The organism is Synechococcus sp. MIT S9220, assembly GCF_014304815.1.
Lineage (GTDB): Bacteria > Cyanobacteriota > Cyanobacteriia > PCC-6307 > Cyanobiaceae > Synechococcus_C.
Genome location: NZ_CP047958.1, coordinates 1,091,572 through 1,117,576, shown reverse-complemented (window position 1 = coordinate 1,117,576; position 26,005 = coordinate 1,091,572). Strand labels below are relative to the sequence as shown.

General features: G+C 54.8%; 30 protein-coding genes, 1 other RNA gene and 1 pseudogene. 16 read left to right on the top strand and 16 right to left on the bottom strand.

From position 1 onward, the window contains the following. The first annotated feature begins 34 nt into the window (after positions 1–34). Together scpB and SynMITS9220_RS05940 are read left to right on the top strand one after the other, a co-directional pair. Positions 35–583: an SMC-Scp complex subunit ScpB gene (gene scpB / locus SynMITS9220_RS05945; RefSeq protein ID WP_244276991.1), complete on the top strand. Its 549-nt coding sequence runs from the start codon at positions 35–37 to the stop codon at positions 581–583. 24 nt (positions 584–607) lie between these two features. Further along, entirely contained in the window at positions 608–910 is a 303-nt protein-coding gene (locus SynMITS9220_RS05940) for a YggT family protein (RefSeq protein WP_067094785.1), read from the top strand. Positions 911–927: 17 nt separating this feature from the next. Here SynMITS9220_RS05940 and SynMITS9220_RS05935 read toward each other — a convergent pair whose 3' ends face one another. After that, a complete protein-coding gene (locus SynMITS9220_RS05935; RefSeq protein WP_186991458.1) occupies positions 928–1,257 on the bottom strand; it encodes a nucleoside triphosphate pyrophosphohydrolase family protein in 330 nt (109 codons plus the stop codon). A gap of 60 nt (positions 1,258–1,317) precedes the next feature. Here SynMITS9220_RS05935 and pyk point away from each other — a divergent pair, with 60 nt between their 5' ends. From pyk to ftsH, 3 genes are all read left to right on the top strand, one after another. After that, a complete protein-coding gene (pyk, locus tag SynMITS9220_RS05930) occupies positions 1,318–3,102 on the top strand; it encodes a pyruvate kinase (protein ID WP_186991455.1) in 1,785 nt (594 codons plus the stop codon). A gap of 16 nt (positions 3,103–3,118) precedes the next feature. Further along, positions 3,119–4,348, top strand: a complete 1,230-nt coding sequence (locus SynMITS9220_RS05925) for an ABC transporter permease (protein ID WP_186991452.1) — start codon at positions 3,119–3,121, stop codon at positions 4,346–4,348. Positions 4,349–4,410: 62 nt separating this feature from the next. Beyond that, a complete protein-coding gene (gene ftsH / locus SynMITS9220_RS05920; protein ID WP_186991449.1) occupies positions 4,411–6,324 on the top strand; it encodes an ATP-dependent zinc metalloprotease FtsH in 1,914 nt (637 codons plus the stop codon). Between the two features lie 139 nt (positions 6,325–6,463). Here ftsH and clpP read toward each other — a convergent pair whose 3' ends face one another. Beyond that, positions 6,464–7,054 carry an ATP-dependent Clp endopeptidase proteolytic subunit ClpP gene (gene clpP, locus SynMITS9220_RS05915; protein ID WP_115126258.1) on the bottom strand — a complete coding sequence of 197 codons (591 nt, stop codon included), beginning with the start codon at positions 7,052–7,054 and terminating at the stop codon, positions 6,464–6,466. 81 nt (positions 7,055–7,135) lie between these two features. Between clpP and psb29 the strand changes: the two genes are divergently transcribed. Continuing rightward, positions 7,136–7,816: a photosystem II biogenesis protein Psp29 gene (psb29, locus tag SynMITS9220_RS05910; RefSeq protein WP_115126259.1), complete on the top strand. Its 681-nt coding sequence runs from the start codon at positions 7,136–7,138 to the stop codon at positions 7,814–7,816. Here psb29 and SynMITS9220_RS05905 read toward each other — a convergent pair. Next, the gene (locus SynMITS9220_RS05905; protein ID WP_186991446.1) at positions 7,813–9,207 is read right to left on the bottom strand and encodes a hypothetical protein; all 1,395 of its coding nucleotides are present in this window, start codon (positions 9,205–9,207) and stop codon (positions 7,813–7,815) included. The genes psb29 and SynMITS9220_RS05905 overlap by 4 nt on opposite strands. Positions 9,208–9,401: 194 nt before the next feature. Beyond that, positions 9,402–9,503 (bottom strand): cytochrome b6-f complex subunit PetN, encoded by a 102-nt coding sequence (petN, locus tag SynMITS9220_RS05900; RefSeq protein ID WP_066907630.1) that lies wholly within the window; start codon positions 9,501–9,503, stop codon positions 9,402–9,404. A 72-nt stretch (positions 9,504–9,575) separates the two neighbouring features. Here petN and clpS point away from each other — a divergent pair, with 72 nt between their 5' ends. Both clpS and SynMITS9220_RS05890 read left to right on the top strand, forming a co-directional pair. Beyond that, a complete protein-coding gene (gene clpS / locus SynMITS9220_RS05895) occupies positions 9,576–9,872 on the top strand; it encodes an ATP-dependent Clp protease adapter ClpS (protein ID WP_067094804.1) in 297 nt (98 codons plus the stop codon). A gap of 37 nt (positions 9,873–9,909) precedes the next feature. Then, the gene (locus tag SynMITS9220_RS05890) at positions 9,910–11,298 is read left to right on the top strand and encodes a BCD family MFS transporter (protein WP_186991443.1); all 1,389 of its coding nucleotides are present in this window, start codon (positions 9,910–9,912) and stop codon (positions 11,296–11,298) included. A 25-nt stretch (positions 11,299–11,323) separates the two neighbouring features. Here the strand turns inward: SynMITS9220_RS05890 and SynMITS9220_RS05885 are convergent, their stop codons facing one another. Further along, the gene (locus tag SynMITS9220_RS05885) at positions 11,324–11,551 is read right to left on the bottom strand and encodes a hypothetical protein (RefSeq protein WP_067095102.1); all 228 of its coding nucleotides are present in this window, start codon (positions 11,549–11,551) and stop codon (positions 11,324–11,326) included. A gap of 79 nt (positions 11,552–11,630) precedes the next feature. Between SynMITS9220_RS05885 and SynMITS9220_RS05880 the strand changes: the two genes are divergently transcribed. Next, positions 11,631–11,906, top strand: a complete 276-nt coding sequence (locus SynMITS9220_RS05880) for a DUF2103 domain-containing protein (protein WP_186991441.1) — start codon at positions 11,631–11,633, stop codon at positions 11,904–11,906. A gap of 289 nt (positions 11,907–12,195) precedes the next feature. Beyond that, a complete protein-coding gene (locus SynMITS9220_RS05875) occupies positions 12,196–12,606 on the top strand; it encodes a hypothetical protein (RefSeq protein WP_186991438.1) in 411 nt (136 codons plus the stop codon). A gap of 40 nt (positions 12,607–12,646) precedes the next feature. Here SynMITS9220_RS05875 and SynMITS9220_RS05870 read toward each other — a convergent pair whose 3' ends face one another. Both SynMITS9220_RS05870 and SynMITS9220_RS05865 read right to left on the bottom strand, forming a co-directional pair. Continuing rightward, the gene (locus tag SynMITS9220_RS05870) at positions 12,647–13,054 is read right to left on the bottom strand and encodes a hypothetical protein (RefSeq protein WP_186991435.1); all 408 of its coding nucleotides are present in this window, start codon (positions 13,052–13,054) and stop codon (positions 12,647–12,649) included. A 27-nt stretch (positions 13,055–13,081) separates the two neighbouring features. After that, positions 13,082–13,261: a hypothetical protein gene (locus SynMITS9220_RS05865; protein WP_186991433.1), complete on the bottom strand. Its 180-nt coding sequence runs from the start codon at positions 13,259–13,261 to the stop codon at positions 13,082–13,084. A gap of 266 nt (positions 13,262–13,527) precedes the next feature. Here SynMITS9220_RS05865 and SynMITS9220_RS05860 point away from each other — a divergent pair. The 3 genes and pseudogenes from SynMITS9220_RS05860 to SynMITS9220_RS05850 all read left to right on the top strand — a co-directional run. Then, a pseudogene (locus SynMITS9220_RS05860) lies at positions 13,528–13,677 on the top strand (DUF1651 domain-containing protein); the annotation flags it as partial. A gap of 380 nt (positions 13,678–14,057) precedes the next feature. Continuing rightward, on the top strand, positions 14,058–14,372 hold the full coding sequence (locus SynMITS9220_RS05855; protein WP_186991430.1) for a hypothetical protein: 315 nt from the start codon (positions 14,058–14,060) through the stop codon (positions 14,370–14,372). Positions 14,373–14,649: 277 nt separating this feature from the next. After that, positions 14,650–14,976: a hypothetical protein gene (locus SynMITS9220_RS05850; RefSeq protein ID WP_186991427.1), complete on the top strand. Its 327-nt coding sequence runs from the start codon at positions 14,650–14,652 to the stop codon at positions 14,974–14,976. A gap of 567 nt (positions 14,977–15,543) precedes the next feature. Here the strand turns inward: SynMITS9220_RS05850 and SynMITS9220_RS05845 are convergent. The 5 genes from SynMITS9220_RS05845 to SynMITS9220_RS05825 form a co-directional block, all read right to left on the bottom strand. Beyond that, positions 15,544–15,981 (bottom strand): hypothetical protein, encoded by a 438-nt coding sequence (locus SynMITS9220_RS05845; protein WP_186991424.1) that lies wholly within the window; start codon positions 15,979–15,981, stop codon positions 15,544–15,546. Positions 15,982–16,056: 75 nt separating this feature from the next. After that, positions 16,057–16,431 carry a hypothetical protein gene (locus tag SynMITS9220_RS05840; RefSeq protein WP_255483252.1) on the bottom strand — a complete coding sequence of 125 codons (375 nt, stop codon included), beginning with the start codon at positions 16,429–16,431 and terminating at the stop codon, positions 16,057–16,059. 45 nt (positions 16,432–16,476) lie between these two features. Beyond that, positions 16,477–16,660, bottom strand: a non-coding RNA gene (gene ssrS / locus SynMITS9220_RS05835) — 6S RNA. A 1-nt stretch (position 16,661) separates the two neighbouring features. Continuing rightward, positions 16,662–17,828: a 5-(carboxyamino)imidazole ribonucleotide synthase gene (locus tag SynMITS9220_RS05830; protein ID WP_186991421.1), complete on the bottom strand. Its 1,167-nt coding sequence runs from the start codon at positions 17,826–17,828 to the stop codon at positions 16,662–16,664. Between the two features lie 63 nt (positions 17,829–17,891). Further along, positions 17,892–18,788 (bottom strand): carbohydrate ABC transporter permease, encoded by an 897-nt coding sequence (locus SynMITS9220_RS05825; protein WP_186991418.1) that lies wholly within the window; start codon positions 18,786–18,788, stop codon positions 17,892–17,894. Positions 18,789–18,865: 77 nt separating this feature from the next. Here SynMITS9220_RS05825 and aroB point away from each other — a divergent pair, with 77 nt between their 5' ends. Then, complete coding sequence (aroB, locus tag SynMITS9220_RS05820; protein WP_186991414.1) at positions 18,866–19,993, top strand: 3-dehydroquinate synthase; 1,128 nt, start codon at positions 18,866–18,868, stop codon at positions 19,991–19,993. Here the strand turns inward: aroB and SynMITS9220_RS05815 are convergent, their stop codons facing one another. Beyond that, positions 19,994–21,217, bottom strand: coding sequence for a class I SAM-dependent methyltransferase (locus SynMITS9220_RS05815; protein WP_255483251.1), 1,224 nt, complete (start codon positions 21,215–21,217; stop codon positions 19,994–19,996). It abuts the gene before it with no gap. 47 nt (positions 21,218–21,264) lie between these two features. Between SynMITS9220_RS05815 and SynMITS9220_RS05810 the strand changes: the two genes are divergently transcribed. Next, positions 21,265–22,062 carry a TPM domain-containing protein gene (locus SynMITS9220_RS05810; protein WP_370594390.1) on the top strand — a complete coding sequence of 266 codons (798 nt, stop codon included), beginning with the start codon at positions 21,265–21,267 and terminating at the stop codon, positions 22,060–22,062. Positions 22,063–22,083: 21 nt separating this feature from the next. Here SynMITS9220_RS05810 and SynMITS9220_RS05805 read toward each other — a convergent pair whose 3' ends face one another. The 3 genes from SynMITS9220_RS05805 to SynMITS9220_RS05795 all read right to left on the bottom strand — a co-directional run bounded on the left by SynMITS9220_RS05805 (position 22,084) and on the right by SynMITS9220_RS05795 (position 24,955). Next, on the bottom strand, positions 22,084–22,821 hold the full coding sequence (locus SynMITS9220_RS05805; RefSeq protein WP_115126272.1) for a glycoside hydrolase family 104 protein: 738 nt from the start codon (positions 22,819–22,821) through the stop codon (positions 22,084–22,086). A 248-nt stretch (positions 22,822–23,069) separates the two neighbouring features. Continuing rightward, entirely contained in the window at positions 23,070–24,164 is a 1,095-nt protein-coding gene (locus SynMITS9220_RS05800) for a hypothetical protein (RefSeq protein WP_186991410.1), read from the bottom strand. Next, positions 24,158–24,955 carry a TIGR04168 family protein gene (locus SynMITS9220_RS05795; RefSeq protein ID WP_255483281.1) on the bottom strand — a complete coding sequence of 266 codons (798 nt, stop codon included), beginning with the start codon at positions 24,953–24,955 and terminating at the stop codon, positions 24,158–24,160. The genes SynMITS9220_RS05800 and SynMITS9220_RS05795 overlap by 7 nt, the downstream gene beginning before the upstream one ends. Positions 24,956–25,066: 111 nt before the next feature. On the opposite strand from SynMITS9220_RS05795, the gene nadA reads away from it, so the two are divergent. After that, positions 25,067–25,999: a quinolinate synthase NadA gene (nadA, locus tag SynMITS9220_RS05790; protein ID WP_115126501.1), complete on the top strand. Its 933-nt coding sequence runs from the start codon at positions 25,067–25,069 to the stop codon at positions 25,997–25,999. The last annotated feature ends 6 nt before the right edge of the window (positions 26,000–26,005 follow it).

The window sequence follows — 26,005 nt, the reverse complement described above, 5'->3', positions numbered from 1 at the left end:
GTTACCTTGGCATATCGGAATCAAGGATGCTGGCTTGGACCAGGGAAGCGATCAACCACGTAGTCACAGCGCCCAGGACGCTGCGTTGCTGGTATCACTCCCCGCTCGTCTTGAGGCGATCCTCTACCTGAAAGGGCGTCCAGTCTCGCTGCAGGAGCTCTCGTCCTTGGTTGGGCTCTCCGAAGCGGAGACCGAGCAGGGAATGCTGATCCTGATTGCTGGCTACGCGCAGCGAGACACCTCTCTGGAGATCAATCAGAGCAACGGTCGTTACAGCCTGCAGTTGCGTCCTGGTCTGGGTGAACTCGTGCGCGATCTGCTTCCCGTGAATCTTTCCACAGCCACGCTCAGAACCTTGGCCACGGTTGCACTCAAAAAAAGGATTCTCCAGTCGGATCTTGTGGATCTCAGAGGTTCAGGGGCCTACGACCACATCAAGGAACTGGTGAACCAGAACTTCATTGAACGCAAGCGTCAAAGTGAAGGGCGCTCCTACTGGATCACCCTCTCCGAGAAGTTCCACAGAACCTTCTCCGTCCTTCCAGACCTTGGCGGTGGCTCCGAACCATCCCAGGCTGCATAGAGTTCTTTTAATTCCGCGATTTCCATGGCCACCGAGCTTGTGTCCACAGTCCTTCAAGTGCTCGCCCAGACACTCCAGATCTATTCGCTGGTTTTAATCGTGCGGGTGCTTCTGAGCTGGTTCCCCAATCTCGACTGGGGAAATCCCGTGCTCAGCACTGTGAGTTCGATCACCGATCCCTACCTGAATGCCTTTCGCGGCTTGATCCCTCCACTTGGTGGACTGGATCTGTCGGCAATCCTGGCCTTCATTGCCCTGAGCCTGATGCAGCAGTTGCTGATGTCTGCCAGCTTTGCTTTCGCCGGCGGTTTCGGCATGTACGGCTGAGCACCAATCATTGCGTCTCAGCGGTGATCACCCTCTCCTTGGAGCGTTCCACGTTGAGACCTGCTTTTAAGTTTGCTGAGGTTGGCTGACGCCACCTCCTCAAGGCTGAGACCAAGTTCTGTGGCCAGTTGCGCCACGTACCAGAGCACATCCCCCAGTTCCAGGGCCACATCCTGGGTGAAGCGCTCATCCACAACGCCCCCACGATCCCGAATCAGTTTCTTCACTTTGTCGGCGACCTCACCGGCCTCGCCTGTCAGGCCCAGAGTTGGATAAATGAGATTGTTGCCGGCATCCGGGTATCGGGCCGTCTGGCGTGATTGTTGTTGGTAGTCGTTGAGGAGCACGGAAGGTCAGCGGAGGGTTGAGGGCATGACGGTAGATTCCGCTGGTTTCCGGCGCCAAGGATGGCCGAGCTCGATCTGACACGCAGAACAAAGATCGTCGCCACGATCGGCCCAGCTACCGAGAGTCCCGAACGCATTCGGGAATTGGTTCAAGCAGGCGCTACAACATTCCGACTGAACTTCTCGCACGGAGACCACTCCGAGCACGCCGCCCGGGTCGCCACGATCCGTCAGGTGGCGCATGAGCTCGGTGTTCACATCGGAATCCTCCAAGACCTTCAAGGACCGAAGATTCGACTGGGTCGCTTCGAGGAAGGTCCCATCACTCTTGGAAAGGGCGATCACTTCGCTCTCACGTCCAAACAAGTTCGTTGCAATCAGACCGTTGCCACGGTCACCTACGACAGGCTGGCGGAGGAGGTCACAGCAGGCAGTCGCATCCTTCTCGACGATGGTCGGGTGGAGATGAAAGTCGACCGCGTGGATGAGGTTGACCAGACCCTTCACTGCATTGTCACGGTTGGCGGAGTGTTGTCCAACAACAAGGGAGTGAATTTCCCGGATGTTCAGCTGTCGGTGAGAGCACTCACCACCAAGGACCGACAGGATCTGGCATTCGGCCTGCAGCAGGGAGTCGACTGGGTCGCACTGAGTTTCGTCCGCAATCCCTCGGATATGCAGGAAATTCGTGAACTGATCAGGAAGCACGGCTTCTCGACCCCAGTGGTCGCGAAGATCGAGAAATTTGAAGCCATTGATCAGATCGACGCCATCCTTCCCCTGTGCGACGGCGTGATGGTGGCCAGAGGTGATCTCGGCGTCGAAATGCCGGCCGAAGAAGTGCCTCTGCTGCAGAAGGATCTGATCCACAAGGCCAACAGCCTGGGAATTCCGATCATCACGGCCACCCAGATGCTGGATTCGATGGCCTCAAGTCCTCGGCCAACACGCGCTGAGGTCAGCGATGTGGCGAACGCCATTCTTGATGGCACCGATGCAGTGATGCTCTCCAATGAGACTGCAGTGGGAGATTTTCCCGTCGAAGCGGTGGAGACAATGGCGACGATTGCCCGAAGAATTGAAAGGGACTATCCGCAACGCCCGATCGACTCGCATCTGCCAAGCACCATTCCCAATGCCATCAGTGGCGCAGTCAGCAGCATTGCCAGACAACTGAATGCAGCAGCAATTTTGCCGCTGACAAAAAGTGGTGCCACGGCCCACAACGTGAGCAAATTTCGGCCCTCCACGCCGATCCTCGCTGTGACATCTGAGGTGGCAGTAGCCAGAAAACTGCAGCTTGTCTGGGGCGTGACCCCATTGCTGATCGAAACTCAGCAGAGCACCACCGCAACCTTCACGCTCGCCATGGGAGTGGCACAGGAGCTCGGCGTTCTCAAGGACGGCGACCTCTGCGTTCAAACCGCTGGAACGCTGGCAGGTGTCAGCGGCTCCACTGATCTGATCAAGGTGGGCATCGTGAGTGCTGTACTGGGTCGTGGAACAGGCTTCGGCAGCGGATCCATCAGCGGGAAAGTGCGCATCGCAACCTGCGCCAGTGACTGCGCCAAGCTCGAACCCGGTGAGGTTCTCGTGGCAACCGACACGAATGCTGACTATCTCGATGCCATTAGAGACGCCGCAGCGGTGATTACCGAAACACCCGCAGAAAGCTCCCATGCAGCGGTGATTGCTCAGCGTCTAGGTATCCCTGTGATTACAGGAATTGCCAATGCCACCCGCGATCTGCTGGAGGGCGAGGTTGTCACTCTGCTGGTCAAGGAAGGTGCCGTTCATCGAGGAACCGGCAGCAACATGGCCGTGAAACTCGACACGATGCTCTGAGCCTGAGCTTTCATCCATGGCGAGCAATCTGCCCATCGCCGAAACCGTCGGCATGGCCCTCAACACCCTGAAGGCCAACAGGTTGCGCAGCCTGTTGACCATGCTCGGGATTGTGATCGGCAATGCGTCCGTGATCACGCTTGTTGGCGTTGGGCGTGGTGCCCAGAATCTCGCTGAAAGTCAGTTGAGCAACCTTGGAGCCAATGTGCTGTTCGTGGTTCCAGGCAGCAACGACACAAGGCGTCAGGGGGTGGCGTTCCCGCGCACTCTGGTGCTGGAGGATGCTCAGGCCATTGCTCAACAGGTCCCTAGCGTCAAGCGAGTGGCTCCTCAGATCAATGCCAACGAGGTGGTGCAGTCAGGGGCGAGAAGCAGTACTGCCGCCATTTTCGGTGTAACGCCGGAGTTCCTGCCTGTCAGAAGTTTTGAAGTGGGCCGGGGACGTTTTATTAGCAACCAGGACGTCCAGGCAGCACGAACCGTGGTGGTCATTGGTCCTGATCTGCGCGACAAGCTTTTTCCAGGCGGCGGAGCCATCGGTAGCTCTCTGCGCATCCGTGATCAGAGCTTCAGTGTGATCGGTGTGATGGCGCCGAAAGGAGCTGTGTTCGGGTCCAATCAGGATGAAAACGCTTACATCCCCATCAGCACCATGGTCAGCCGCCTGACAGGCCGCGACCCAACCTATGGAGTCAGCCTCAGTTTCATCAGTGCAGAGGCCAGGGATGAGAACAGCACAAGCGCGGCAAAATTCCAGATCTCTAATCTTCTGCGTCAAAGGCATCGCATTCTTCGGGATGACGATTTCGCCGTTCGCTCTCAGCAGGACGCACTGACAATTGTTGGCACCATCACCGGTGGACTGACCTTGATGCTTGGCGCCATCGGAGGGGTTTCGCTGCTCGTCGGCGGGATCGGCATCATGAACATCATGTTGGTCTCCGTGAGCGAGAGAACCGAGGAAATCGGCCTGCGCAAAGCACTCGGTGCACGCAGCTCGGATGTTCTGCGTCAGTTTCTGGTCGAATCTCTGGTGCTCTCCAGCCTGGGAGGGGTCATTGGAACGGCAGCCGGTTACGGGGCAATCGCAGCGGTGGCCGTGCTCACCCCGCTTCCCGCAGCCATCGGTGTGCCAACAGTGCTTCTGACAGTTGGTCTTTCAGGTTCGATTGGACTGTTTTTCGGTGTTGTGCCTGCACGACGTGCAGCTCGACTTGATCCGATTACGGCTTTACGCAGTCTTTAGGTAGAACAACTGCACAGTTTGTAACCCGAAGCTCTTACGATCATCGGATCTTCATCAATGCCATGAATCAGCGCTGGCGGCAGATCCTTCTCTGGGGACTTCCCATCACTGTTGCTCTGCTGCTGGCATTGCAATTCCTCGGCAGCGGAGCGCTGAGCAACCTGAAGCCAGGTGGCCCAACTGAGGCTCCACGCAACACTGCAGTTGCCAGGATGAGCTATGGCCGCTTCCTCGATTACGTGGAAGCCGGGCGCGTCACATCCGTCGACATTTATGACGGTGGTCGTGATGCGGTGGTTGAGGCGGTTGATCCGGATCTGGATAACCGTGTTCAGCGTCTGCGAGTTGACCTCCCTGGTTTGGCACCGGAGTTGATCAACACCCTCAAGGCTGAGGGCATCAGCTTCGACGTTCATCCACCGAAGACGGCACCCCCTGCTCTTGGCATCCTCGGCAACCTGCTGTTCCCATTGCTGCTAATCGGTTCCCTGATTTTCTTGGCACGTCGCGGCAACAACATGCCTGGTGGCCCTGGCCAGGCCATGCAATTCGGGAAAACCAAAGCCCGCTTTGCGATGGAAGCTGAAACAGGCGTGATGTTCGACGACGTCGCAGGCGTCAACGAAGCCAAGCAAGATCTTGAAGAGGTGGTGACATTCCTGAAGCAGCCTGAAAAGTTCACGTCCGTTGGAGCTCAGATCCCCAAAGGTGTTTTGTTGGTGGGCCCTCCTGGCACAGGTAAAACATTGCTTGCGAAGGCCATTGCTGGCGAGGCAGGTGTTCCCTTCTTCTCTCTGTCAGGCTCTGAATTCGTGGAGATGTTTGTTGGTGTTGGAGCCAGCAGAGTTCGAGATCTGTTCAAGCGCGCCAAAGAGAACAGTCCATGTCTGATCTTCATCGACGAGATCGATGCGGTGGGACGTCAGCGTGGTGCTGGTATCGGTGGTGGAAACGATGAACGTGAGCAAACACTGAACCAGCTGCTCACAGAGATGGATGGTTTCGAAGGAAACAGCGGAATCATCATCATCGCGGCAACCAACCGCCCTGATGTGCTCGACTCAGCGTTGATGCGTCCTGGCCGTTTCGACCGTCAGGTCACCGTCGACGCCCCTGACATCAAGGGTCGTTTGTCCATTCTCAAGGTTCATTCACGCAATAAGAAACTCGCTGAAGACCTATCTCTTGAAAGCATTGCCCGCAGGACTCCTGGTTTCACGGGTGCAGACCTGGCCAACCTTCTGAACGAAGCGGCGATCCTTACGGCCCGTCGCCGCAAGGAAACCATCAGCCTTGCTGAAATTGATGATGCCGTTGACCGCATCATCGCGGGATTGGAAGGTCACCCGCTGACCGACGGACGCAGCAAGCGTCTGATCGCTTATCACGAGGTTGGACACGCTCTGGTCGGCAGCCTCGTGAAGGACCACGATCCAGTCCAGAAAGTCACCCTGATTCCGAGAGGACAAGCACAGGGACTGACCTGGTTCTCTCCTGATGAAGAGCAGATGCTCGTCTCCCGTTCTCAGCTCAAAGCACGGATCATGGGAGCCCTTGGAGGTCGAGCTGCTGAAGACGTGGTGTTCGGATATGCCGAAGTCACCACGGGTGCTGGCGGAGACATCCAGATGGTTGCTTCAATCGCTCGCCAAATGGTGACGCGTTATGGAATGAGCGGTCTAGGTCAGATGTCCACCGAAGGAGGAAGCCAGGAAGTGTTCATCGGCAGAGATCTGATGACGCGTAGCGACACCTCTGAAGGCACGTCAAAGCAAATCGATGAACAGGTTCGCGGCATCGTGATGCAGTGCTACGAAGAAACCCTGAGTCTTGTTCAGGGTCAGCGCGAAGCGATGGATCGACTCGTTGAATTGCTGATTGAAAAAGAGACCATGGATGGTGATGAGTTTCGCGAAGTTCTCGCTAATTACACCTCAATCCCAGAGAAAGAACGCTTCTCTCCGATCCTGAACTAATTCTTTTTAGTCAATATATTTTGATCCAGGTTCAGAAATGAACCTGGATTTTTATTGGATTCACTTCGTAGCCTCTCAAAAATTAGGCAATAAAAAACCCCCGCAAGGGAGTTTTTTATTCAGTTGGAAACCACAAGAGTCACACTGAATGAACGGGCCTCTTATCGATCACGCTATCGATCAATCCATAGTCCTTCGCTTCAGATGGGGACATAAAGAAATCGCGGTCAGTGTCGGCCTGAATCTTGTCGAGAGGCTGACTGGTTCTGTCAGCAAGTTCCTTGTTCAAACGATCCTTCAAGAACAGGATTTCGTCGGCCTGAATACGAATATCGCTGGCCTGACCCCTTGCACCACCAAGGGGCTGGTGAATCATGATTCGAGAATGCTGAAGACTGCTTCGTTTCCCTTTGGCACCCGCACAAAGGAGAAAAGCACCCATGCTTGCAGCAAGGCCGACACAAACCGTCTGTACATCGGGCTTGACGTGCTGCATGGTGTCAAAGATACCGAGACCGTCGTAGACAGAACCTCCCGGTGAATTGATGTACAGGTAGATGTCCTTTTCGGGGTCCTCTGCTTCGAGGAACAGCAACTGAGCAACGATCCTGTTTGCTGACTCGCTGGTAACAGCTTCACCAAGAAAGATGATTCGCTCGCGCAGCAAGCGCGAATAAATATCAAACGCCCTTTCCCCGCGTCCGGATTCCTCAATGACGATGGGGATCATGTTGGGCCTGCTGACTTGCTGAATCTTAACGGCGGCAACAGCAGCGCTATGGTCTTGCCTTAAAGACAGCCTTAGAAGAGCTTGACTGGGTCCCAGACGATCGCTGACAGCAAGAAAGCCTTTCACACAGCTTTCCCTTACGTCATTCCTTCGCTGTATCGACGAACAGCCGATGAGCTTCTGGTGGAACTACACCTGCTGAGTCATCAAACTCACTTCCGGATGAATGCGTTGTTCGCCGTTGGCCTGTGTCAGGTCTTCCAGGCCTTCACGAAGGGATATCGCCCGGAAACACAACTCGACCCAATGTTTGCGGCTCTCTGCAGCTGCAATGGGTTTGACGGCGATGAAATCAAGGCTCTCGCGCAAGGGAGCAGCAAGGCCGTCAAGGGACACACCGTTGACGATGTCCAGGCCTGGTTGAAATCAAAGGGGAAAGGTGCGCCAGAACCACTGGCAAGTGGACTTTCAGCAGTGACCGGAGATGAATTCCACTACTCACGTCTGGTTGCCGTTGGATTATTCAGCCTGCTCTCCGAAGCTCAGGGAAACAAAAGTGATGATCCAGAGGAACTGAGCAATACCGTTCACGCCATCGGTGAGGAGATCGGATTATCTCGCCCCCGACTGGAGAAGGATTTGGGGCTCTATCGCAGCAACCTCGAAAAGATGGTTCAGGCCGTTGAGCTCATGGAGGAAACGCTTGCTTCTGAACGACGCAAGCGTGAGCGACAGAAGGCTGAAAAAGCTGCCAAGAATTAGGAGTCTGGTGTGAGCGTCAGGCTTCCACTGACTCTCCACCACGACTGTCTGGCGAGCTGGCTACTAGCTGAGATCTTGAGTGGCTTGACTTCTAAATTCAGGTTCGATGCTCTCTGCACAGGCTTAGGCCAGAGTCCCTCAAGCAGACCAATCTGGGTTAGACGCTGCGGGTCGCCTTGAACTCTGAGCGACAAACGGTTTTGCGGCATCTGTTTTGAAAGGAAGGGCTGAGCAGCAGGTTCAGTTCCAAATCCGATGCTCAAGACAGGTACTTTCTGACCTTGGATGATCAGCCAGCCACCGACGATGGTCGGATCGGGTTCATCACGTCGCTGCCAAAGGATGGGAGCTTCACGCTCTGATGACACCCGATCGTCCTGAAGCTTCTGGAACCCCCTGGAGTCGAGGCGTTCCGACACTGCTTTAAGAATCGGTGCCCATTGCTGCGCACTCCCGGTCAAGGGCAATTGAACCTGTAAACCAGCCTTGTAAGCACCGCTCGCCCGGCTCTGAAGCCTCAAGGAGAACGGAAGGTCAGCGATTTTGCTGCGCATCGCGCCATTGATTCCGTAATGCTCCTCAAGTGGAGCCTGAATGATCTGACGCGACAGCAGCGTTCCCAAAATCAGATCCACACGATCGCCATCAACCTGAAGCAATGTGAGCTCACTGGATGCTGTATCGGTGGAGCTCAAATCAGTGGATGAGGCTTGGATCAAGCCTGAGGACGATAAGGAGCTCCGCATGGTGAGCGAACTCAACGGTCGACGACCGATCACCCCCTCCCAGAGAAGTTGATTGGCCTGAAGGCGAAGCTGAACACAACCTTCACGACCCTGCTGAAGAAGAGGCGCAAGCGTTCCGCTGAGTGTTGCGAGGGCATCAGCGTTCCAGATCACCCCTGGCGCCTCTGACAGCGCATGAAGACAAGAAGCCCAAAGGCTGTCGGCCTGCACGCTGGTCGTTGAGACCTGGTTGGTTTTCAAGCGTTGCAGCAACTGCTGGCGGTGCAATGCATCGGAGGCAAGGACCTGCAGCGAGCCCACGCGCTGGCGTTGCAGCCCCTGAAGCTCCGGAGGAAACGTGGAAGACGCAAGAATCAGATAGGCACCACCGTCCTGTGCCCATCCCTGCCACCACATGGCACGGCCGTAACGTCGCCAAAGATTCCTGGCTGGCTGGACACCCAAACGCTTAGCCCAGAGCGACGGAACGGCTCGATTCGGGTCGCCGCGGAAACTCTGAACAAGAGTGAGCGCCCCGGACAATTGAGCCAAGGAGGACGCTGAACTGTTGTCGGCCCAGTGCAGTCGACTGGTCGACAGCCGCAACCCGATCAAACCAGATCCCACGAGCAGCGAGATTCCGACGAGTGTGGCTGTTGAACGCAACAGCTGGTTGCGACAACACTCCCACCTCTGACTCAAGAGAGCAGCATCAAACACTTTGTCACCGGCGCCGACGCCGATCTCTCCACTCAATGGTGGATAGATAAATCACAGATCCGCTAACAAAGACCAGCAGTGCTACAGCTGTAACAGCGAGTCCTTGGTTGACCAGGGGAGACTGGAGAGTCTCGTACACGTCAGAAATTAATGGAGCCGTCACCGTTACGACCCCACACCACCATGGCGATCGAAAAGCTGAACACAGCTGCGAGAGAAGCCCAGCCCAGGGTGAAAAGCATTGTGGATCTCTTGGTTGACGGCAGTGTAACTAAGCTTCCCTGCGGATTCATCCCGTCTGTTCACGAGACATCATGACTTCGTCATCACCCGGTGCAGCAACGGTTCTTGAACGCCAGGGGACAACGCAGCGCTACCCACAAGCCCGAGTGATCGTGCTCGACGATGACGTCAACACGTTTGAGCATGTGGTGGAGTGCCTGTGCAAGATCCTTCCCGGCATGAATGCTGATCGGGCCTGGGCTCTGGCCAGACGCATCGACGGAGAAGGACGTGCCGAGGTCTGGTGTGGTCCCCTTGAACAGGCTGAGCTGTATCACCAACAGCTTGGTTCGGAAGGGTTGACGATGGCTCCAGTCGAACGCTGCTGAAGCCCCACCTAAGGTCAGCGAATCGCTTCTGCAATCCGTGGGATCAGCACGGTTCATCGTCCTTGCACTGCGCCTGGGCCTGTTTCAGGCTTGTCTTGGCGCTCTCTCGGTTCTGACCCTTGGCATCTTCAACAGGCTGCTGATCGATGAATTTGAGGTGCCTGCCGCCTTGACCGCCCTGGCTCTGGGCTGTCAACAGCTGGTTGCCTTTTCAAGAATCTGGTTCGGACAGCAATCGGATCGCTGCCGCTGGAAGCAATTGCGGCGCACTCCTTTCATTGTTGGCGGTGCAGCGGCGTTCTGCGTCCTGACATGGATTGCAGGCCACACCGTTCTCTGGCTCGCGGCAGCATCCCAATCCGGAAGTCAGGCCGATGTGATCTGGAGAGGATTGATCCTGGCTCTGGTGTTTGTGCTCTACGGCTTGGCCATTGCAGCCAGCTCCACGCCGTTTGCAGCGCTGCTGGTTGATGTGAGCACTGAAAAACAGCGACCTGCTCTGGTCTCCATCGTGTGGTCGATGCTGATGGTGGGGATCGTGGCGGGAGCGATTCTGCTGAGTTCGTTTCTTGGCTCCTCATGCGCCACAGCCGAGTTGAGCAATCTGATCTCCGGAGTGGAACGGTTGATCACGGTGGCTCCGCTGGTGATCTTCATGCTTGTCGTGGCTTCAATCGCAGGGGTAGAGCCACGCCTGAAGCCTGACATCGGCAGACACCAGTCACGACTAGCAGCCACTCAGGAAATGTCTCTAAGTGGCGCATGGACAGTGCTGAAAGGATCTCCACAGGTGGGATATTTCTTTGCTGTTCTGTCCCTGTTTACCTTCGCGTTGTTTCTCCAGGAAGCTGTCCTGGAGCCCTACGGCGGAGCCGTTTTCGCCATGGACCTTTGTACAACAACTCGGCTCAATGCCGTCTGGGGCATCGGAACATTGCTGGGCATTGCTGCAACAGGGTTCCTGATCACTCCACGCCTTGGAGCCCAACGGACAGCACTAACCGGTGGAGTGCTCTCAGCGCTGTTTGTACTGATGATGGTCGTCGCGGGGTTGCTGGCCTCAACTCCACTATTCCGAGCGGCATTGTTTCTGTTCGGAGTTGGAGCTGGGATTAGCACCAATGCAAGCCTCACGTTGATGCTCGGTCTGACCTCGCCACTGATGGCGGGAACTTTCATCGGTGTCTGGGGGCTTGCCCAGGCCTATGCGCGAGGGCTCGCCACGATTAGCGGCGGAGCGCTGCTTAGCCTGTTCGGAGAACTCACTGGATCACAAAACAGCTTTGAGGCTTACGCCGGAGTGTTTGTTGTTCAGGCTGTCGGTCTTCTAGCCGCAGGTCTGCTGCTTCTACGCGTGGACACAAAGCTGTTTCAAGCCAAAGTCGAACAAGCACTCAGCTCGGTTCTGGCCAGTGAGCTCGACTGAATCAAGCCATTGATGAGGCTGGTGTTCAAGCAGCAGGCTGCCTGCTGCTGCGAGCCAAACGAAGCATCTCCGTTGTTTTGATGCGCCTGTTGCGAGCAGCCAACACGTATCGAAGAACCTTGCCAGGACAAAACGCCAAGCCACGGACTTCATCACCGTGAACCTCCGCCGTTAGAACCCTGGCCTGGGGACCGCAGCGGTCCTGCAAAGGACCGGTCACCTCACAAAGCAGCCTGTCGACAGATCGGAGCATGGCTGGCAGATCTCTCTCTTCTCTGTAGCCAAATCCACTAGCTTCGACCAGCACAACGTTCAGCAAGTAGCAACTCTCTGTGGGGCGCCTGGTCATTACGCACAGCACCTATGTGGAGGGGTTGATCCCCTGGCTAAAGGTTCTTGCCAGAGATCCGGAGATCCAGACGATCACTCCGGGCGTGATTTCCAGGGTGCGAGGTCATAGCTCAGGCCTTCAGTTACGCGTTTCAATACCGGTCACAGGCGGCTTCAAAATGCTGGCGCGCAAAGGCACGAGCGCGCAAGAAGTATTTGTCGTAACGCAACTCGCCAAAGATGAACTACTGAAGCGCATCAAGACGAGCAGTCCTTAAGTTGTCCGTCAATCAGACTCACCCAAGACAAGAAAACTTCTTAGGGGCCTTCTGAAAACATGAATCAACCAGTCATTTCAAGATCTCAGACATCAAGAAATAAAGAAGCAATACCGCTCAAAATCAATAAAGTACTTAATGACAACACTGGCATTGGTGAGTAAGGAGGCAAGCCTGAGAACTTATTTCAAATCAAGGAACAAATCGATAGGCTGAAACAAAGCATGCGAGCATTCTCAACAACGGTATTAACGGAATCAAACCTGAGAGTCCTGCAATGAGACAAGTAATGATCACAAAAGAGCCTGTGACACTCACTGGCAATTCGGCAATTTTGCCCAAGGAGCTTGTCCAACGACTAGAAGACGACAGGACTGATGAGCTGCAGCACCAATTGGCAAAAGCCGGCAACCCTGATTCATGCAAAATCAATCCTGCACCATGGCATTCAATCGAGGGGAATAGGTATCAGGCAGTATTTTCCTGGAACGAAGAAAAAACTCCTGAAATCGTTGATCAAAACTACAAAACGCTCAAAAATCAGAAGCTATCTATGGATAGCGAGATCACGGCAAAACTCATCTTTGTTCAGACAGGCTATTGGATAAAAGACGAAGAAACGGTTGGGACTCGTCTTAACTTAAAGGGTTTGCAAGTCATTCACGATGATAGAACGAATAATGATCCGCGGAAAGGCTGATAACATCGCTTGAAAACGTCATAAGAGAATCGCAAAAGTATCAATAACGAAAATATTTAACAACTCTCCACTCGCCCTTTTTTCCCGCTTCATCCCGATAGGTCCCTTTTTTGATCGTGTCATTTTCATAACCTAAAAACCGAGAATTTTCTTGCTCCAACAGGCAGTAGCGAGAACTCATTGCAACACTCTCAACAATCGTCTTTGAAGCATAAGCTAATTTTTGCTTTTCCCAGTCAATAATCTGATCGTCCCAAAAAGCTGCATCTGGCCTGGGGTTCTCTTGTTCAAATTTTGTTCTTTTTTCAAAACCTAATAACTCGCGCTCGTAATCAACCTTGGATTCCTGCGCCTGCCATTCACGACAAGCGCTCTCCGCTTCAGATCTTGACGGGTAATTCATCGAACAGGAGGGAGCCACAATCAGCACAGCAATTGCGACCGCCAAATGATGACGTCTCACAAGCGCAAAGTTTCAGAACACAGGGTGTAGCTCTTCTTCGACGGCAGTTGCATCGTGATGCTGCCCTTGGTGGTGAAGCCAACGAGCCTGAAGAATCAGCGGATCAACGTCGCATTCCAGGACCCAGCAACGCTCAAGGCATCGCCGCCATAGCGGTTCCGGGCCGGATACAAAGCGGATAATTGCGGCCATGGCATCAGGGCCCGAACCCAGAAGGAGACGAAAGCGACTCCTTAAGGTTGGCTTAAGGCAACCACTTTGTGCAACAAAACCGGAGAAGCCACGTCTCGGAGCTGTTGCAGCAAACGATCAGGAGCAGGTTCAGAACGTCCTCTTGCCTTGCTCCAACGACCACTCAGCTGATGGCGAGAGAAAGGGACAGATCAAGGAGCAAGACCCGGAGAATCCCTCTTTCAAGAGCAAGAAAGGGGGGTATGGACGGATGACTCACGGATCCGAACGACTATTGGTGTGACCGGTTTCACAGAGATCCATCAAGCACCTGGGGCAAAGATCAGCACGCGTTTGCCGATCACGGCAGACCGATGCCCGGCGGTGAGCCTGCACTGCTGAAGACCGACAGAGAGCTGTGGGTGGACTATTACTGAGCCAGCTTGTGAGCAAAGACTGGACTATGCCGCTTCTGATCCGTCATTGATTTTCAAATGAGTCATCAGGCAGCTAGTAATGCAGTTTTCATCATTGAGATCGCATTCAGTTATGCAAACAAAATATTCTTCAAGTGCATCCCATCTTTCAGTAATAGAAGACGAGCCGGATACTGGCATTGATTCATACATTCCTGGCTCCCGAGTTAGTGATCTATAAGCTACTTTCCATCGATGGTCAATTAATTTGTGTCGAGGAATAAACTACCTAGGTCTAATCTCTTAAGAGAAAATACTTAGAGGATTCATGTCCTCCAAGAAATGACAGGCATCTAAAATGCCTCTATATCGATTGAAAAAGTTTGACTGCTTTCTTTTTGGTGAGCTCGTTTGTCCTAGCAGTGCTGCTCTTAAACGAGAGAGACGCCTCAGGCAAAGCAGTTGCAGAAAAGGTTAGAGCAGTCAAGAATTACAGGGCATCCGAGAAATGGTTTGCCACTGCTGTTTCTATGGCAGACAATGAACAAGAGATAGTAGATGGACTCACACAGATAGAGAAGGTGGAGAAGAGGAAATGGGATAAAGACTGGCACTCAGAGAGTGAAACAAACATGAGCATTGATGACCAAAGGTATGTTGATATCTCAATACTCGGCCATCTTCTAAAAATGCACAGCAATAAGCGGCCCCTGTGACTACCTTGGACCAACGGCCTCCTTTCTAATTGACACCATTGCCATCACTACTCGAGGGTGTCTCTGAAGAGGGAAAAAATGAGAAGGTCATTTCGCTGGAAGAGATAGCGGATGACAACGAGTCAGGCTTCCAGGTCCCCAATGAAGGTCGGGCCCCAATCTTCTAAGCGCATCTGGCAGGGTTAGCAGCCCGGGATGACATTTGACCAGATCAGCGTTGACGCAGCGGGCATAACCAAGCAAAGCTCGGCATCATGCGCGGACTCGTGCCTGATCCATGCTTCGCCGCCTTTCGATCGCATTGCTGACCTTGTCTGTTGCTATCTCCTCATTGCCTTTGAGAGCGCAAGAAAGAGCGCCTAGCGATAGAGAGATGGCAGAGTTCAATCAAAACTTTTTAGACACCATGGCTGAATTCTCCAACGACAAGGAAGTGTCTGAATTCTTGGGCATATTCAGTGTTATTTCACTTGCAATCTACAATTGTGAATTAGTCGCGAAGGGTATCGTAAAACCTAGCGCTGTTGACGAACTTTTGAGCCAGTATTATCTAGACATTTACGATCTCCCAAATAGAGACATGTCAATACGAATGCAGTCTTAGGCGCTTAGTGATTACATTGTTTTCCCGAGAAATGTCGTTAGGCTTTGCGATCCAAAGCGGATTCTGCCGAAATTCAAAGGTCTTCCAATAAGCCCTCCCCAATAACATATATTCAAAAATATATTTTCTTGCTATTAAATCTTGCTAATACTCGTCCAGCGGCAGAGATCAACTCCGCCCCCCTGTCTTCGGCGGGGCTTCTTTTGCCTGACTTCGGCATCGAGGACTATGCGCTAGTTTCGCAAACATCAAACTCACGATAAAGCGCGTCAGCATCCTGAAACCGCTTGTTCAAAAGCAAGTCTTTGATTCGCTGTCTCACCCAATCTTCAATCAAACCAGCATCTTTATTCACAAAGGTGTATTTGGGCAATTCCATAATCCTCCTTTGAATTAACGAAGATATATCGTGATTTCCTCTGCAGGCCAAATAATCATTACATAACTTATGTGCTCTGGGCTACATTCCATCTGCCACCAAGCCATGGCCTTTTGTTGTCAACATCCTGTTAAAACCAGGCAGGCTATTGAGGCTCGCAATTCCCCTCTGCTAAGTCGGTCAATGCTTTAGAGAGATTTGCTATTGAGGCATTGTCCATACCAAGCGTCAGGATCAAATCCACTCGACGGAAATACAGTTATCGAGAACAGGCGCTCATCACCACGAATCTGAATCTCATAATCCTTATTCAGCCTGTCATTGCTGAACTTTGTAGTAAGTGTTTTCCCATAGATTTTGATGTCAATTGGCTCGTTTCCAGCAGATAACCGTTCAGTGTCGATATCTACCTCTGTAAGGGTCGACGCATCTAGATCCAATTTGTATTGAACACGAACTGGATAGTTCATTGGGAAGCCTGTTGCAACACCAGATCCCTGTGTTCTCCTGCCTTTGCATTCAAAGTAAAAGATGTTTGATCCATTTCTCCCCTCATGTGCGATTGAAGGCATAACAGAGCAGCCCACAACAGAAGCAAGCAGTCCGATGGAAAAACGGAGGAGCATGGATCAGGCACGAGTCCGCGCATGATGCCTCACCCGTACTCGGGGCACCCATCCGGCTTGCACTGACCAGGTGGGTCAGCGTTTGATTCGCCCGACGCCGTAGCCGACCAGCAGTCCTGCGGCGCCACCCATCGATGCAGCGGTGAGCTGGGTCTTCTGCTTCGGGTTAAGGCTTTCACCTACCAAAGTGATGAACGCGATTGCTGCGAGCAGTGCAGCTCCGACAACAACAGCATCAAAGTGGTTGTTTCTTGAGGGCTCATCAGGTGAGCCGGATTGACCGCCTCTCTTGACCGGGGGCTTTCCTGCAGGCGGGCTGGAATCCAGCTCTCGCTCAATCCGTTCGAGTTCTTTTTCAGCTCCGCCTGACACACTGATCCCAAATTCTCGACTGGTTTTCAGTAGTGCTTGGGTAGTGGTGTTTGGTAGTGGTCTACCAACATCGCTCACAGATGCAGAACCTTGAAAAAAGCTGCTGCACCTTTGTTTTGGAATGGGTGGACCACCTGACCGTGCGAGCCCCAGTGTTCGACCTGGAGTTACCAGAAGGGGCAACAAAGTGAGGATTCGTTTCCGGCTGCAAGGCCGGTTTACGGCACCTTCACGACAGTCACCCCAAGTCGAAAGAGAGTCAGATCAGAGCACTAGAGAAAGGCTGTCACCAACCAGGTAGTCCAATCTCAATTTAAGGGATTCGGCCAGATCTCACGAATTTGCTTCAGAAGCCGTTCAGCCTCCAGGCCACGCGCTTCGGCATCGGCTTGGTCAAGCAGCACAGTCACATGACCAACCTTTCTTCCAGGCTTTTCTTTCTTGCCGTACCAATGCAGATGAGAGCTGGGGATGGCCTCCAGAGCAGCAAGCCGCTTCTCCAAGGATTCCACGCCTTCAGACCGCAGACCAAGCAGATTCACCATGATCGCGCCAGGCACCACAAGGCCGGTTGTCGGAACCGGCAGACCCGCAGTAATGCAGAGCTGCTGATCAAACTGACTGCTGCTGCACGCCTCAATCGAGAAGTGACCTGAATTGTGCGTCCGCGGCGCAATCTCATTCACCATCAGACCTGCAGGGCCGTAAAAGAATTCCAGCGCCATCACACCCACGTAATCGAGGCTTGTGAGCAAGGACGCTGCAATGTTGTAAGCGGTGGCTTCCAGCAGTTGCTCCGCTGGAGCAGGAGCAAGAACCCAGTCACAAACCTGACTCTTCTGATGCGTTTCCACCAGTGGAAGGCTACGGATTCGTCCCTGCTGATCACGACTGACGACCAGAGCGAGCTCACGCTCGTAAGTCACCCAGGTCTCCAGCAGCCAATCCTCGACGGAAACGCTGCTCAAGAGCTTGCGAAGAGACTTGAGATCACGGATCACGCAGGTTCCCTTGCCGTCGTACCCGCCATGGGCCGCTTTGGCCATGACGGGAAACGTCCAGCCGGCGGGAAGAGCCGGTGAGTCGGTGTTGATCTCATCCAGCCCAATCCAGGCTGGACTTGGAATCGCCAGATCATCCAGCATGCGGCGCTGAGACAGCTTGTTCACAAGCGGCAGCAGACTGACAAGGGAAGGAGAAAACACCGCCCCATCACGTTCCAATGCCCGTAGGGCATCAACGGGTATCCACTCATTCTCAAAGGTGATGTGCTGGCAGCGCTTCAACAGTTCAGCCGTGGCAGCAACATCAGTTGGTGCACCTGAGACCTGCTCCTGAGCGACAGCCATCGCCGGATCCTGGCCAGATGCGCTCTGCACGATCACATCAACCTCCCGCGACTTCGCTGCTTCACAGAGCATTAGTGCGAGTTGACCACCCCCAACAACTCCAATTGTCCCGGCAGCGCTGGCCATAGCCACTGATGTCCTCCTCTGAAGCTTGCCATCCAACCCTCAGGGACGTGGAAGGGACCTGGCCTAGATCAGTGAGCGTTCCTCACTGAAGGCGAACTTGATCGCCGTCAGCAGCAAAACAATCAGGAATAGGGCAAGACCGACAGTGCAGGCATAGCTGATCTCAAGCTCTGCAAAAGCCTGGTCATATACGTAATAAACGAGGGTCCTGGTTGAGTCGGCGGGACCTCCCTGTGTCATCAGAAAAACCTCCTCAAAAACTTTGGTGGCAGCAATGGCTGAGATAACTGCAACCAGAGTCACGTAAGGACGCAACAGCGGAAGCGTGATATCGAGATGTTTCCTCCAGCCCTCACTGCCATCGAGTTCAGCAGCCTCATACAGCTCCTTGGAAATCCCTTGAAGGCCTCCGAGAAAGATCACCATGTAGTACCCCAGTCCTTTCCAAAGGGTCACAAGCATCACGGCAGGCAGCGCCAGCAACGGATTGGTCAGGAAGTCGATGGGAATGAAACCTGATCCGATCAAGGCTTCAAGCCAGCCATTGATCAGACCGTTCTCTGCATAGAGCCAACGAAAGGCGATGGCTGCAACGACGATCGACACCAGCACGGGTGTGTAGAACGCAGCTCTCAACCAATGAATGCCAGGCAAGACACGATTGACGAGAACGGCCAAGGCCAGGGCACCAAGAACAATCGGAGGCACCACTCCCACGAGGTAAATGAGGGTGGTGCCTAAGACCCGATAGAACATCGGATCACCAGCGAGCCTGCGCAGATTGGCCAAGCCGATAAACTTCAGCGGCTCTGACACATCAAGCCCTGTCTGCGTAAAGCTGATCAACAGAGCCATTGCGGCAGGAATCAGCACGGAAAGACTCAACAGCGTGAGTGCAGGCGCAAGAAAAGCCCAGGCGGTGAGGCTTGTACGCCGATCTGGCCTGGAGGCAGGGTTCATCGAACTCAAAGAGCTTGCGGCTGAGGATAAGGTCAGTCGATGGAATCCCCCGCGGATCGCAACCGCAGCATCAGCCCATGAGCACAGTGCAGGCAGCTGACTTGCAGGAACGCACAACAATCACGGTGTCCCTGGAGCGCAATCCCTACGACGTGATCATCGGCCGTTCGATGGTGAAAGACATCGGTTCTGCGCTGGCTGATCTACCCATTCGGTCAGGGACCAAAATTCTTGTGGTCAGCAATCCTGACGTCGCCAGGCCATATGGCGACAGCTGCCTGAGCGGACTCAGAGCGGCAGGCTTCAACCCCGTGCTACTGGAAATCGATGCGGGTGAAGAACGAAAAACCCTGCAAACACTGAGCTTGATCCTCGACAAGGCACAGCGGGAGGGTCTTGAACGCACCTCCCTGATGCTGGCGCTGGGAGGTGGCGTTGTCGGTGACATGACGGGCTTTGCAGCGGCATGCTGGCTGCGCGGCATTGGCATCGTCCAAGTCCCGACCACTCTTCTCTCGATGGTCGATGCCTCCATCGGTGGCAAGACCGGTGTGAACCATCCAAAGGGAAAGAATCTGATCGGAGCCTTCCACCAGCCACGCTTGGTGGTGATTGATCCTTTGACATTGAACACGCTCCCTGTGAGGGAATTCCGCGCTGGCATGGCGGAGGTGATCAAATACGGAGTGATCGGTGACCCCGACCTCTTCAGCCGTCTTGAGGAAGCCTCAGACCTCTCCAATCCTGCAGCCATGGATCCGACCTTGCTGCACGACATCCTTGTGCTTTCCGCGGAAGCCAAAGCTGCCGTTGTCGCCGACGATGAACGAGAAGGAGGCCAGCGCGCAATCCTCAATTACGGCCACACCTTTGGACATGTGGTGGAGACCCTGACGGGATACGGAACCTGGCTGCATGGTGAAGCCGTGGCGATCGGCATGGCGGCAGTTGGTCGCCTCGCCGTTCAGAAAGGTCTCTGGAGCGAAGCTGATCAACAGCGCCAGCTGAAACTCATCGAGAAGGCCGGTTTACCCGTGGCCTGGCCGTCCCTGGATCGGCAGGCTGCACTGCGGACCTTGCAAGGCGATAAAAAGGTCCGTCACGGGCGACTGCGTTTCGTCCTGCCGACCCGGATCGGCAACGTGATCATCAGTGACGAAATCAGCAACGAGGATGTCAGTCGCTGCCTTGCATCCCTCAACTGATCAGCTCGATTCAAGCGGAATCGGTTCCCGCAGGAAACGACTGTCGAGAAGTCCGTTGTCCGCTGCAGTTGGCGTGTTGCGAAGAAAGGCGAACCAACGCAGCTCACCAAGACAACTGGGGTCGACAAGTCTCAGCAGGGCTTCCCGTCGACGCAGTGCTTCCGCTAACTGATCAGCGGGCATTTGCTGCAATGCGGTCAGTCGCTCTGCCAGACCCAAGGCAAGCAATGCTTCTCCTTGACGGCACTGTCCGGCAAACAACCAGCCTGCCTCGGAGGCCGCACCCACAACGGATTCCAGGCATAGATGGGCAGTGATGTCTTGAGAACCCGCATCACGCAAAACATCCGTTGAAGCCTGTTGGCCTTTGTAGGCGAGCAGGGTTCCATCGCTCCGGCGCGGAGCGTAATAGCGGCTTGACTCCAAGGTGTAATCGACCACCAGCAACATGCCATCGCTCATAGCTGCATATGCCTGCTGCATCCAAGGAGCAATGGAGTGATGCCATTCCGTGGCCCATCCATCCAACGCCCCCCTTGGCGGAAGCTCCAAGGCATCACGATCCGCCTGCTTTTGGATCTGAGCCTCCAGCAGTGGAGGCAAAGGATCCTCATCCCATCGGAGCAGGGGCTCAGATCCATCAAAGGCCTCAAGAGTGACCATCTGCCGCCGAAGGGAGCCTCCCCTCAGGATGAGGCGCTCGACCGGCAGAGCATCAAGCAACTCATGGGCAAGCATGATGCCGTTGACCGGTTCAGCGGCGAGCTCCTGCAACCCAACCCAGCGGCAGGGAATCTGGCCCACTGACTCGAGCCGCGCTCTCTGGCGCTGCTGCATCCCGGGGTTGATTTCGACAAGAACACACTCCAGACGCGGCAGCCATTCAGCTGCAGAAGCTTGAAGAAGGGGGATCAACTGAGCGATGAGATCCCCCTCCCCTGGCCCCACATCCACGATCGAAAGCCGGCCTTCCGGATGGCGAACGGCCAGCAACTCCAGCCATTCGATCAGCTGATGAATCAACAGGCCTGAGAAATCCTCACCGAGGGATGGAGAAGTAACGAAATCGCCAGACGTGCCCACATGCAGTTGACCACTGCCATAGGCGCCGTGATCAGGGTCATGCAGGGCCCAATCCATGAAGGTGGAGAAGGGCACCCGCTGGCCATGCTGCTGCAATCGCTCCCGCAGCCATTCGGGGCAGGGCACATCAAAGGCCTTCATGTGGTGAGAATGGCGTGCACTCGCTCTAAATCATGGGTGTCCAAGCAATGATGCGTGGCCTGAAGGCCCTGCTGAGCCTGTCGGTGCTGCTGCTGATGGTCGCAGCGCCTGCTGGAGCCATTGATAATCCCGATCTGCTCCCAGACCATCCGACCCCAGTGATCGATCTTGCGAAGGCCCTGAGCCAGACGCAGCGCCAGTCACTGGAAACATCTCTCGACGCCTTTGAGCAACGCAGCGGCTGGAAGCTGAGAGTGCTGACCCAATACGAGCGCACTCCAGGATTGGCAGTGAAGGAATTCTGGGGACTAGACGAACGCAGCCTGCTGCTGGTAGCGGATCCGCGTGGGGGCAATCTGCTCAACTTCAATGTGGGCGATGCCCTGTTTGCGCTGATGCCGCGCACTTGGTGGGTTGAACTGCAAACCCGCTACGGCAATCAGTTCTATGTGAAGGATCACGGAGAAGACGGCGCCATCCTGGCGGCACTGGATGCCGTTGAACTGTGCTTGGACCGTGGCGGATGCCAGGTTGTGCCAGGCCTGCCGACGGAACAGTGGCTCTGGACGCTCAGCACCTCAATCCTGGGTGGCCTGATTGCGGGATTCGCGGCCTATCCACGCAAAGAGGGTGAACTGATCGCTTGGGGCTGGCTTTTATTGCTGTCACCTCTTTGGGTGATGCTCTTTGGCGTGTTCGGAGTAGCACCCGTGGTCACACGCACCAGTGAACTACTGCCGTTGATCCGCAACGGAATGGGCTTCATGGCTGGAGGAATTGGTGCCTATCTGATCGCCGGAGCGACGGTCGGACGGAAATTGAACGAATCCAGCGAAGAGGGCTGAGTCAAGCGGGATGCTTCAGCGCTATTTGCATGAAAATGCAGGACCTAGGCAATCTGAGGCATCAACCTTGGTTGGAGTGGAACTCTGAGCAGAAAGAGCTGAACGCCGCTCGTCGCGAATCTTGCGCAATTGAGCAAGATTCACGTTGAAGAATCCCTGGAGATTGGTGAAACGCTTCACAGGTTGTCCGTAATAGCTTCTGCCGCGAAGGGTGGGGAACGATGCCCATTCAGGAGCCAACAATGCCGCGAGTTGAGGTGTCATCACACCGTTGTCAGTCAGACGAAGCGCTTTGCGACGTTGAATCAGAAATAGAGCGCCTTGATCCTGAACTTCTGGGCCGAACCCTCGAACGCCTAGACGGCGTTTGACCATGTCCCAGGTGAATGGCATGAACTGGTAAGCACCAGCAGCAGCACTTGCATAACGAGAGGAATAGATCACCCGGTTTGGATGACGATCCATCGATGGCATCAAACCGCCACCAAACATGACGCGATAGCCAAGATCGTGACCACCCTTCCAGGTGCCTTCAGCGAAGCGGATGGTGTTGAGCATCGCGCGACGCTCAGGGGTAATGACGTAGGGGAGAGCTGAAGTTTCAGCATCCTCCTCGAGCATCACCAACCTGGAACGGGAGCTTTCCAGGGCCGGAAGAGCTGCGCGAACTGCAGGAGCCGGGAGAATGGTGATCAGCGAAACAACACTTGCAACAGCGCCTGGAATGCAACGACAGGCGGTGAAAGCAAGGGAAGTCATACAAATCGGTCAAGAAACAAAATCAAGCTCTAAAGACACTTAGGAAGTGAATTTGTGAGCTAAATCGTGGGATTCAATGAATCCAGTGCTTGAAAACACGGGCAAACTGTGTCGAACCGACGCCGCTGATCACAGAGGGTTTGTGACAGGCGGAGGATCGTCATGCAAGCTGCTTTTGTCAGGACAAGCTCAAAAGTCCAGAGACAGAAATGGTTTGAAGCGCAGATAAGCTGAATTGATCGTAAAAATCAGCCTTGCTTAACAGTGTTGATTGCAACCAAGCGAATCGCTTCAGCGGCTTGAGTTGCGCCGCCAGCGCTCAGGGGCGAACCAGCAGCAGGCTCCAGAGGCTGATCCAGTTTCCACTCCCCGGATTCCAGCGACTGTCGACTGAGAATCCTGTGGTCCGAATGTGATCGCAAACCGTCCATCAGCACAGACGCCTCAGCAAATCCCTGGCGTTCCACCACGTGAAGTGCGACACCGCAGCTCATCGCCTCACAAAAACTGCTGAATCCTGGCTTGCCCAGAAGTCGCTCACAGAACGGCATCACATCCAGAAACCTGATCGTTTCGGGCAACAGCAGCACATTCGCGATCTGACCAAGCTGCTCACGCTGCCTGGAATCCTTGGGTGCAGGCATCAGGAATAGATGTTGAGGCCAGCGTTTGAAAAGGTCGCTTTGAAGCGAGTATCCGAGTCCACCAAACCCCACCAGCACCTTGGTTCGACCATCAGCGCGAAGACGCCTCTCCAGATCGAGTGGAAGCGCCTCCGGATCTGCTGACACAAGCCCCAGCGCCTGTTCAGGTAGCGACCAGTTCATGGGCAAGGACAACGGGCAGCGCAACAGCAGCGCCCCGCTTTGATAAGCCGCTGTGGCCTGATTGGCCCAATCCACAAAAGCGCCGCCTAAGGGCGCATAAATCTCATCCCAGCCAAAATTCCCCATCCAAACCAATGGAGCGTCAAGCTGACGAGCTAGCTGGGCTGCTGCAGGCGGGATATCAGCGAGAACAACACACTGGCTGTCCTGCTCGCGAATCCAGTCAACCTCTCGTTGCACCAGCTGAGGAAGCGCGTTCTCGAGTTGCTGAAGTGCCTGCAGGGTGGCCTGCTGATCCACGCCCAAGGCATCGGCCTGAAGCATGCCCACATCCCAGCGAACTGTTCTTCTGCTGACCGGCACATGGCGAAGCACTAGAGCGAGGAAGGTCTCATCAACGCTGGAACTGATCACCAGCTGCCAATCCGGCTGGAGTCGATGCAACTGAATCAGAACAGCTGCCTGACGCGCGGCATGGCCATAGCCATGCGTACTCACGCACACGTAGATCAGCATGACGCCTGCCCTTTGATGGCTTGGCGCAACAGAGTCTGCTCATAGATCAGTTCACCACTGGGGCGGTACCAACGGTGACTCACCAACGATGGTTCAGTGCCTAGGAACTCCACCCAGGTGAGGTGATGCAACGGCTGGCCTGATTCATCCATACCAACTCTTGGCACGCATGCCGCATTCACAAAACAAGTGCCTCGACGATCGCGGTGAAACGTGATCCGTTCACCGCGTCGTCCTTTGAGCTGATGGTGCATGTGGCCAAACACCACAAGGTCAGCCGGACGAGTTCGCTGCATGCGGTCCAGAGCCATCGCTAGATCACGATCGCCCCAGTCGATATGGGGCTGCTTCCAATCACGACCGCAGGGGCTGTCCGCAGCTGACCCCAGCCCTGTCGGACCTGAGTGGGCCAGCACGATCAAAGGCCAGTGCTCAGGTGCCTGCGTGGCCGCATCAACGATCCAGTCTGCCGACTGTGTTTCTGTGATTGGCCCGAACACCGCTTGCACCGCCTGAGACAGGTGAAATCCACCTCCTGCGCTGCATGGACGGGCACCAACCACCGCCAGCGCAGGCTGGGTCCATGCTCTCAATTGCCATGGACAGTGCCGGGCTCCCAGCATCGTGATTTGCCGTTGCAGCAGATCTCCGCTTCTGTCGCGTCCACGGTCATGATTTCCAAGCAGGACCGCCACAGGCAGCGACAGCTGGGTGATGCTCTTGACCAGGCGCAGGTCTCCATCGCTGAGATCCCCCACAAAAAGGAGTGCATCCGGTTGCAGTCGCTCAATCAGATCCACATCCCCTGTCCCCCAGTCACCATGGAGGTCTCCGGCAATGGCAACACGGAGTGATGTCAGAACGACTTCTAGGCTGGTCCCATCCTGCCCCAGATGGCCCCGATGAGCTCTGACACCGCACTCGTCGCGGCGATCAACCAGCTCCGCCAGGAACGCAATGCCGTAATCCTGGCGCACTATTACCAGGAGCCCGAAATTCAAGACATCGCCGATTTCATCGGTGACTCGCTTGAGCTGTCGAGAAAGGCTGCCAACACTGATGCCGATGTGATCGTGTTCTGCGGGGTGCACTTCATGGCGGAGACCGCCAAGATCCTCAGCCCTGAAAAAATTGTGGTGCTGCCTGATATCGATGCAGGCTGCTCACTGGCCGACGACTGCCCTGCCGATGAATTCGCCAGCTTTCGTGAAAGCCATCCGGACCATCTGGTGGTGAGCTACATCAATTGCACGGCGGCAGTGAAGGCCCAAAGCGATCTGATCTGCACAAGCAGCAATGCCGTGGATCTGGTGAAACAGCTGCCGGAGGAGCAACCCGTGCTCTTTGCTCCCGACCGCAATCTTGGACGTTGGGTGGAACGCCAGAGCGGACGCGAACTCACGCTCTGGCCTGGACGTTGTTTTGTGCATGAAACCTTCAGTGAAGAAGCACTGATCAAGCTGAAACTGGATCATCCAGACGCTGAAGTGATCGCCCATCCGGAATGCCAGGAAAATCTGCTGGATCTTGCTGATTTCATCGGATCCACAAGCAAACTGCTGGTTCACTCCGAAACCAGCGACTGCGACACGTTCATCGTTGTCACAGAGCCTGGGATCCTGCATCAGATGAAGCAGCGGGTCCCCGAGAAGACATTGCTTGATGTTCCTGGTCTCGATGGCTGCAGCTGTAATGCCTGTCCATACATGCGTATGAACAGCCTGGAAAAACTGCGCGACTGTCTTGAGACACTCTCACCGCAGATCACCATGGAGGAGTCGATTCGTTCCAAGGCTGAAGCGCCGATCCGACGCATGCTCGAAATGAGCAAGTGACGCCCT

What these genes read in the sequence shown, in the direction of transcription:
- SynMITS9220_RS05805 (WP_115126272.1), bottom strand. Translation starts at nt 22,821, where the DNA reads ATGACTTCCCTTGCTTTCACCGCCTGTCGTTGCATTCCAGGCGCTGTT.
- SynMITS9220_RS05830 (WP_186991421.1), bottom strand. Translation starts at nt 17,828, where the DNA reads ATGGCCAGCGCTGCCGGGACAATTGGAGTTGTTGGGGGTGGTCAACTC.
- pyk (WP_186991455.1), top strand. Translation starts at nt 1,318, where the DNA reads ATGGCCGAGCTCGATCTGACACGCAGAACAAAGATCGTCGCCACGATC.
- SynMITS9220_RS05815 (WP_255483251.1), bottom strand. Translation starts at nt 21,217, where the DNA reads ATGAAGGCCTTTGATGTGCCCTGCCCCGAATGGCTGCGGGAGCGATTG.
- SynMITS9220_RS05940 (WP_067094785.1), top strand. Translation starts at nt 608, where the DNA reads ATGGCCACCGAGCTTGTGTCCACAGTCCTTCAAGTGCTCGCCCAGACA.
- SynMITS9220_RS05875 (WP_186991438.1), top strand. Translation starts at nt 12,196, where the DNA reads ATGATCACAAAAGAGCCTGTGACACTCACTGGCAATTCGGCAATTTTG.
- SynMITS9220_RS05810 (WP_370594390.1), top strand. Translation starts at nt 21,265, where the DNA reads ATGATGCGTGGCCTGAAGGCCCTGCTGAGCCTGTCGGTGCTGCTGCTG.
- SynMITS9220_RS05885 (WP_067095102.1), bottom strand. Translation starts at nt 11,551, where the DNA reads ATGCTCCGATCTGTCGACAGGCTGCTTTGTGAGGTGACCGGTCCTTTG.
- SynMITS9220_RS05800 (WP_186991410.1), bottom strand. Translation starts at nt 24,164, where the DNA reads ATGCTGATCTACGTGTGCGTGAGTACGCATGGCTATGGCCATGCCGCG.
- aroB (WP_186991414.1), top strand. Translation starts at nt 18,866, where the DNA reads ATGAGCACAGTGCAGGCAGCTGACTTGCAGGAACGCACAACAATCACG.
- SynMITS9220_RS05850 (WP_186991427.1), top strand. Translation starts at nt 14,650, where the DNA reads ATGCTTCGCCGCCTTTCGATCGCATTGCTGACCTTGTCTGTTGCTATC.
- clpP (WP_115126258.1), bottom strand. Translation starts at nt 7,054, where the DNA reads ATGATCCCCATCGTCATTGAGGAATCCGGACGCGGGGAAAGGGCGTTT.
- SynMITS9220_RS05825 (WP_186991418.1), bottom strand. Translation starts at nt 18,788, where the DNA reads ATGAACCCTGCCTCCAGGCCAGATCGGCGTACAAGCCTCACCGCCTGG.
- nadA (WP_115126501.1), top strand. Translation starts at nt 25,067, where the DNA reads ATGAGCTCTGACACCGCACTCGTCGCGGCGATCAACCAGCTCCGCCAG.
- SynMITS9220_RS05925 (WP_186991452.1), top strand. Translation starts at nt 3,119, where the DNA reads ATGGCGAGCAATCTGCCCATCGCCGAAACCGTCGGCATGGCCCTCAAC.
- petN (WP_066907630.1), bottom strand. Translation starts at nt 9,503, where the DNA reads ATGCTTTTCACCCTGGGCTGGGCTTCTCTCGCAGCTGTGTTCAGCTTT.
- ftsH (WP_186991449.1), top strand. Translation starts at nt 4,411, where the DNA reads ATGAATCAGCGCTGGCGGCAGATCCTTCTCTGGGGACTTCCCATCACT.
- SynMITS9220_RS05845 (WP_186991424.1), bottom strand. Translation starts at nt 15,981, where the DNA reads ATGCTCCTCCGTTTTTCCATCGGACTGCTTGCTTCTGTTGTGGGCTGC.
- clpS (WP_067094804.1), top strand. Translation starts at nt 9,576, where the DNA reads ATGACTTCGTCATCACCCGGTGCAGCAACGGTTCTTGAACGCCAGGGG.
- SynMITS9220_RS05865 (WP_186991433.1), bottom strand. Translation starts at nt 13,261, where the DNA reads ATGGCCGCAATTATCCGCTTTGTATCCGGCCCGGAACCGCTATGGCGG.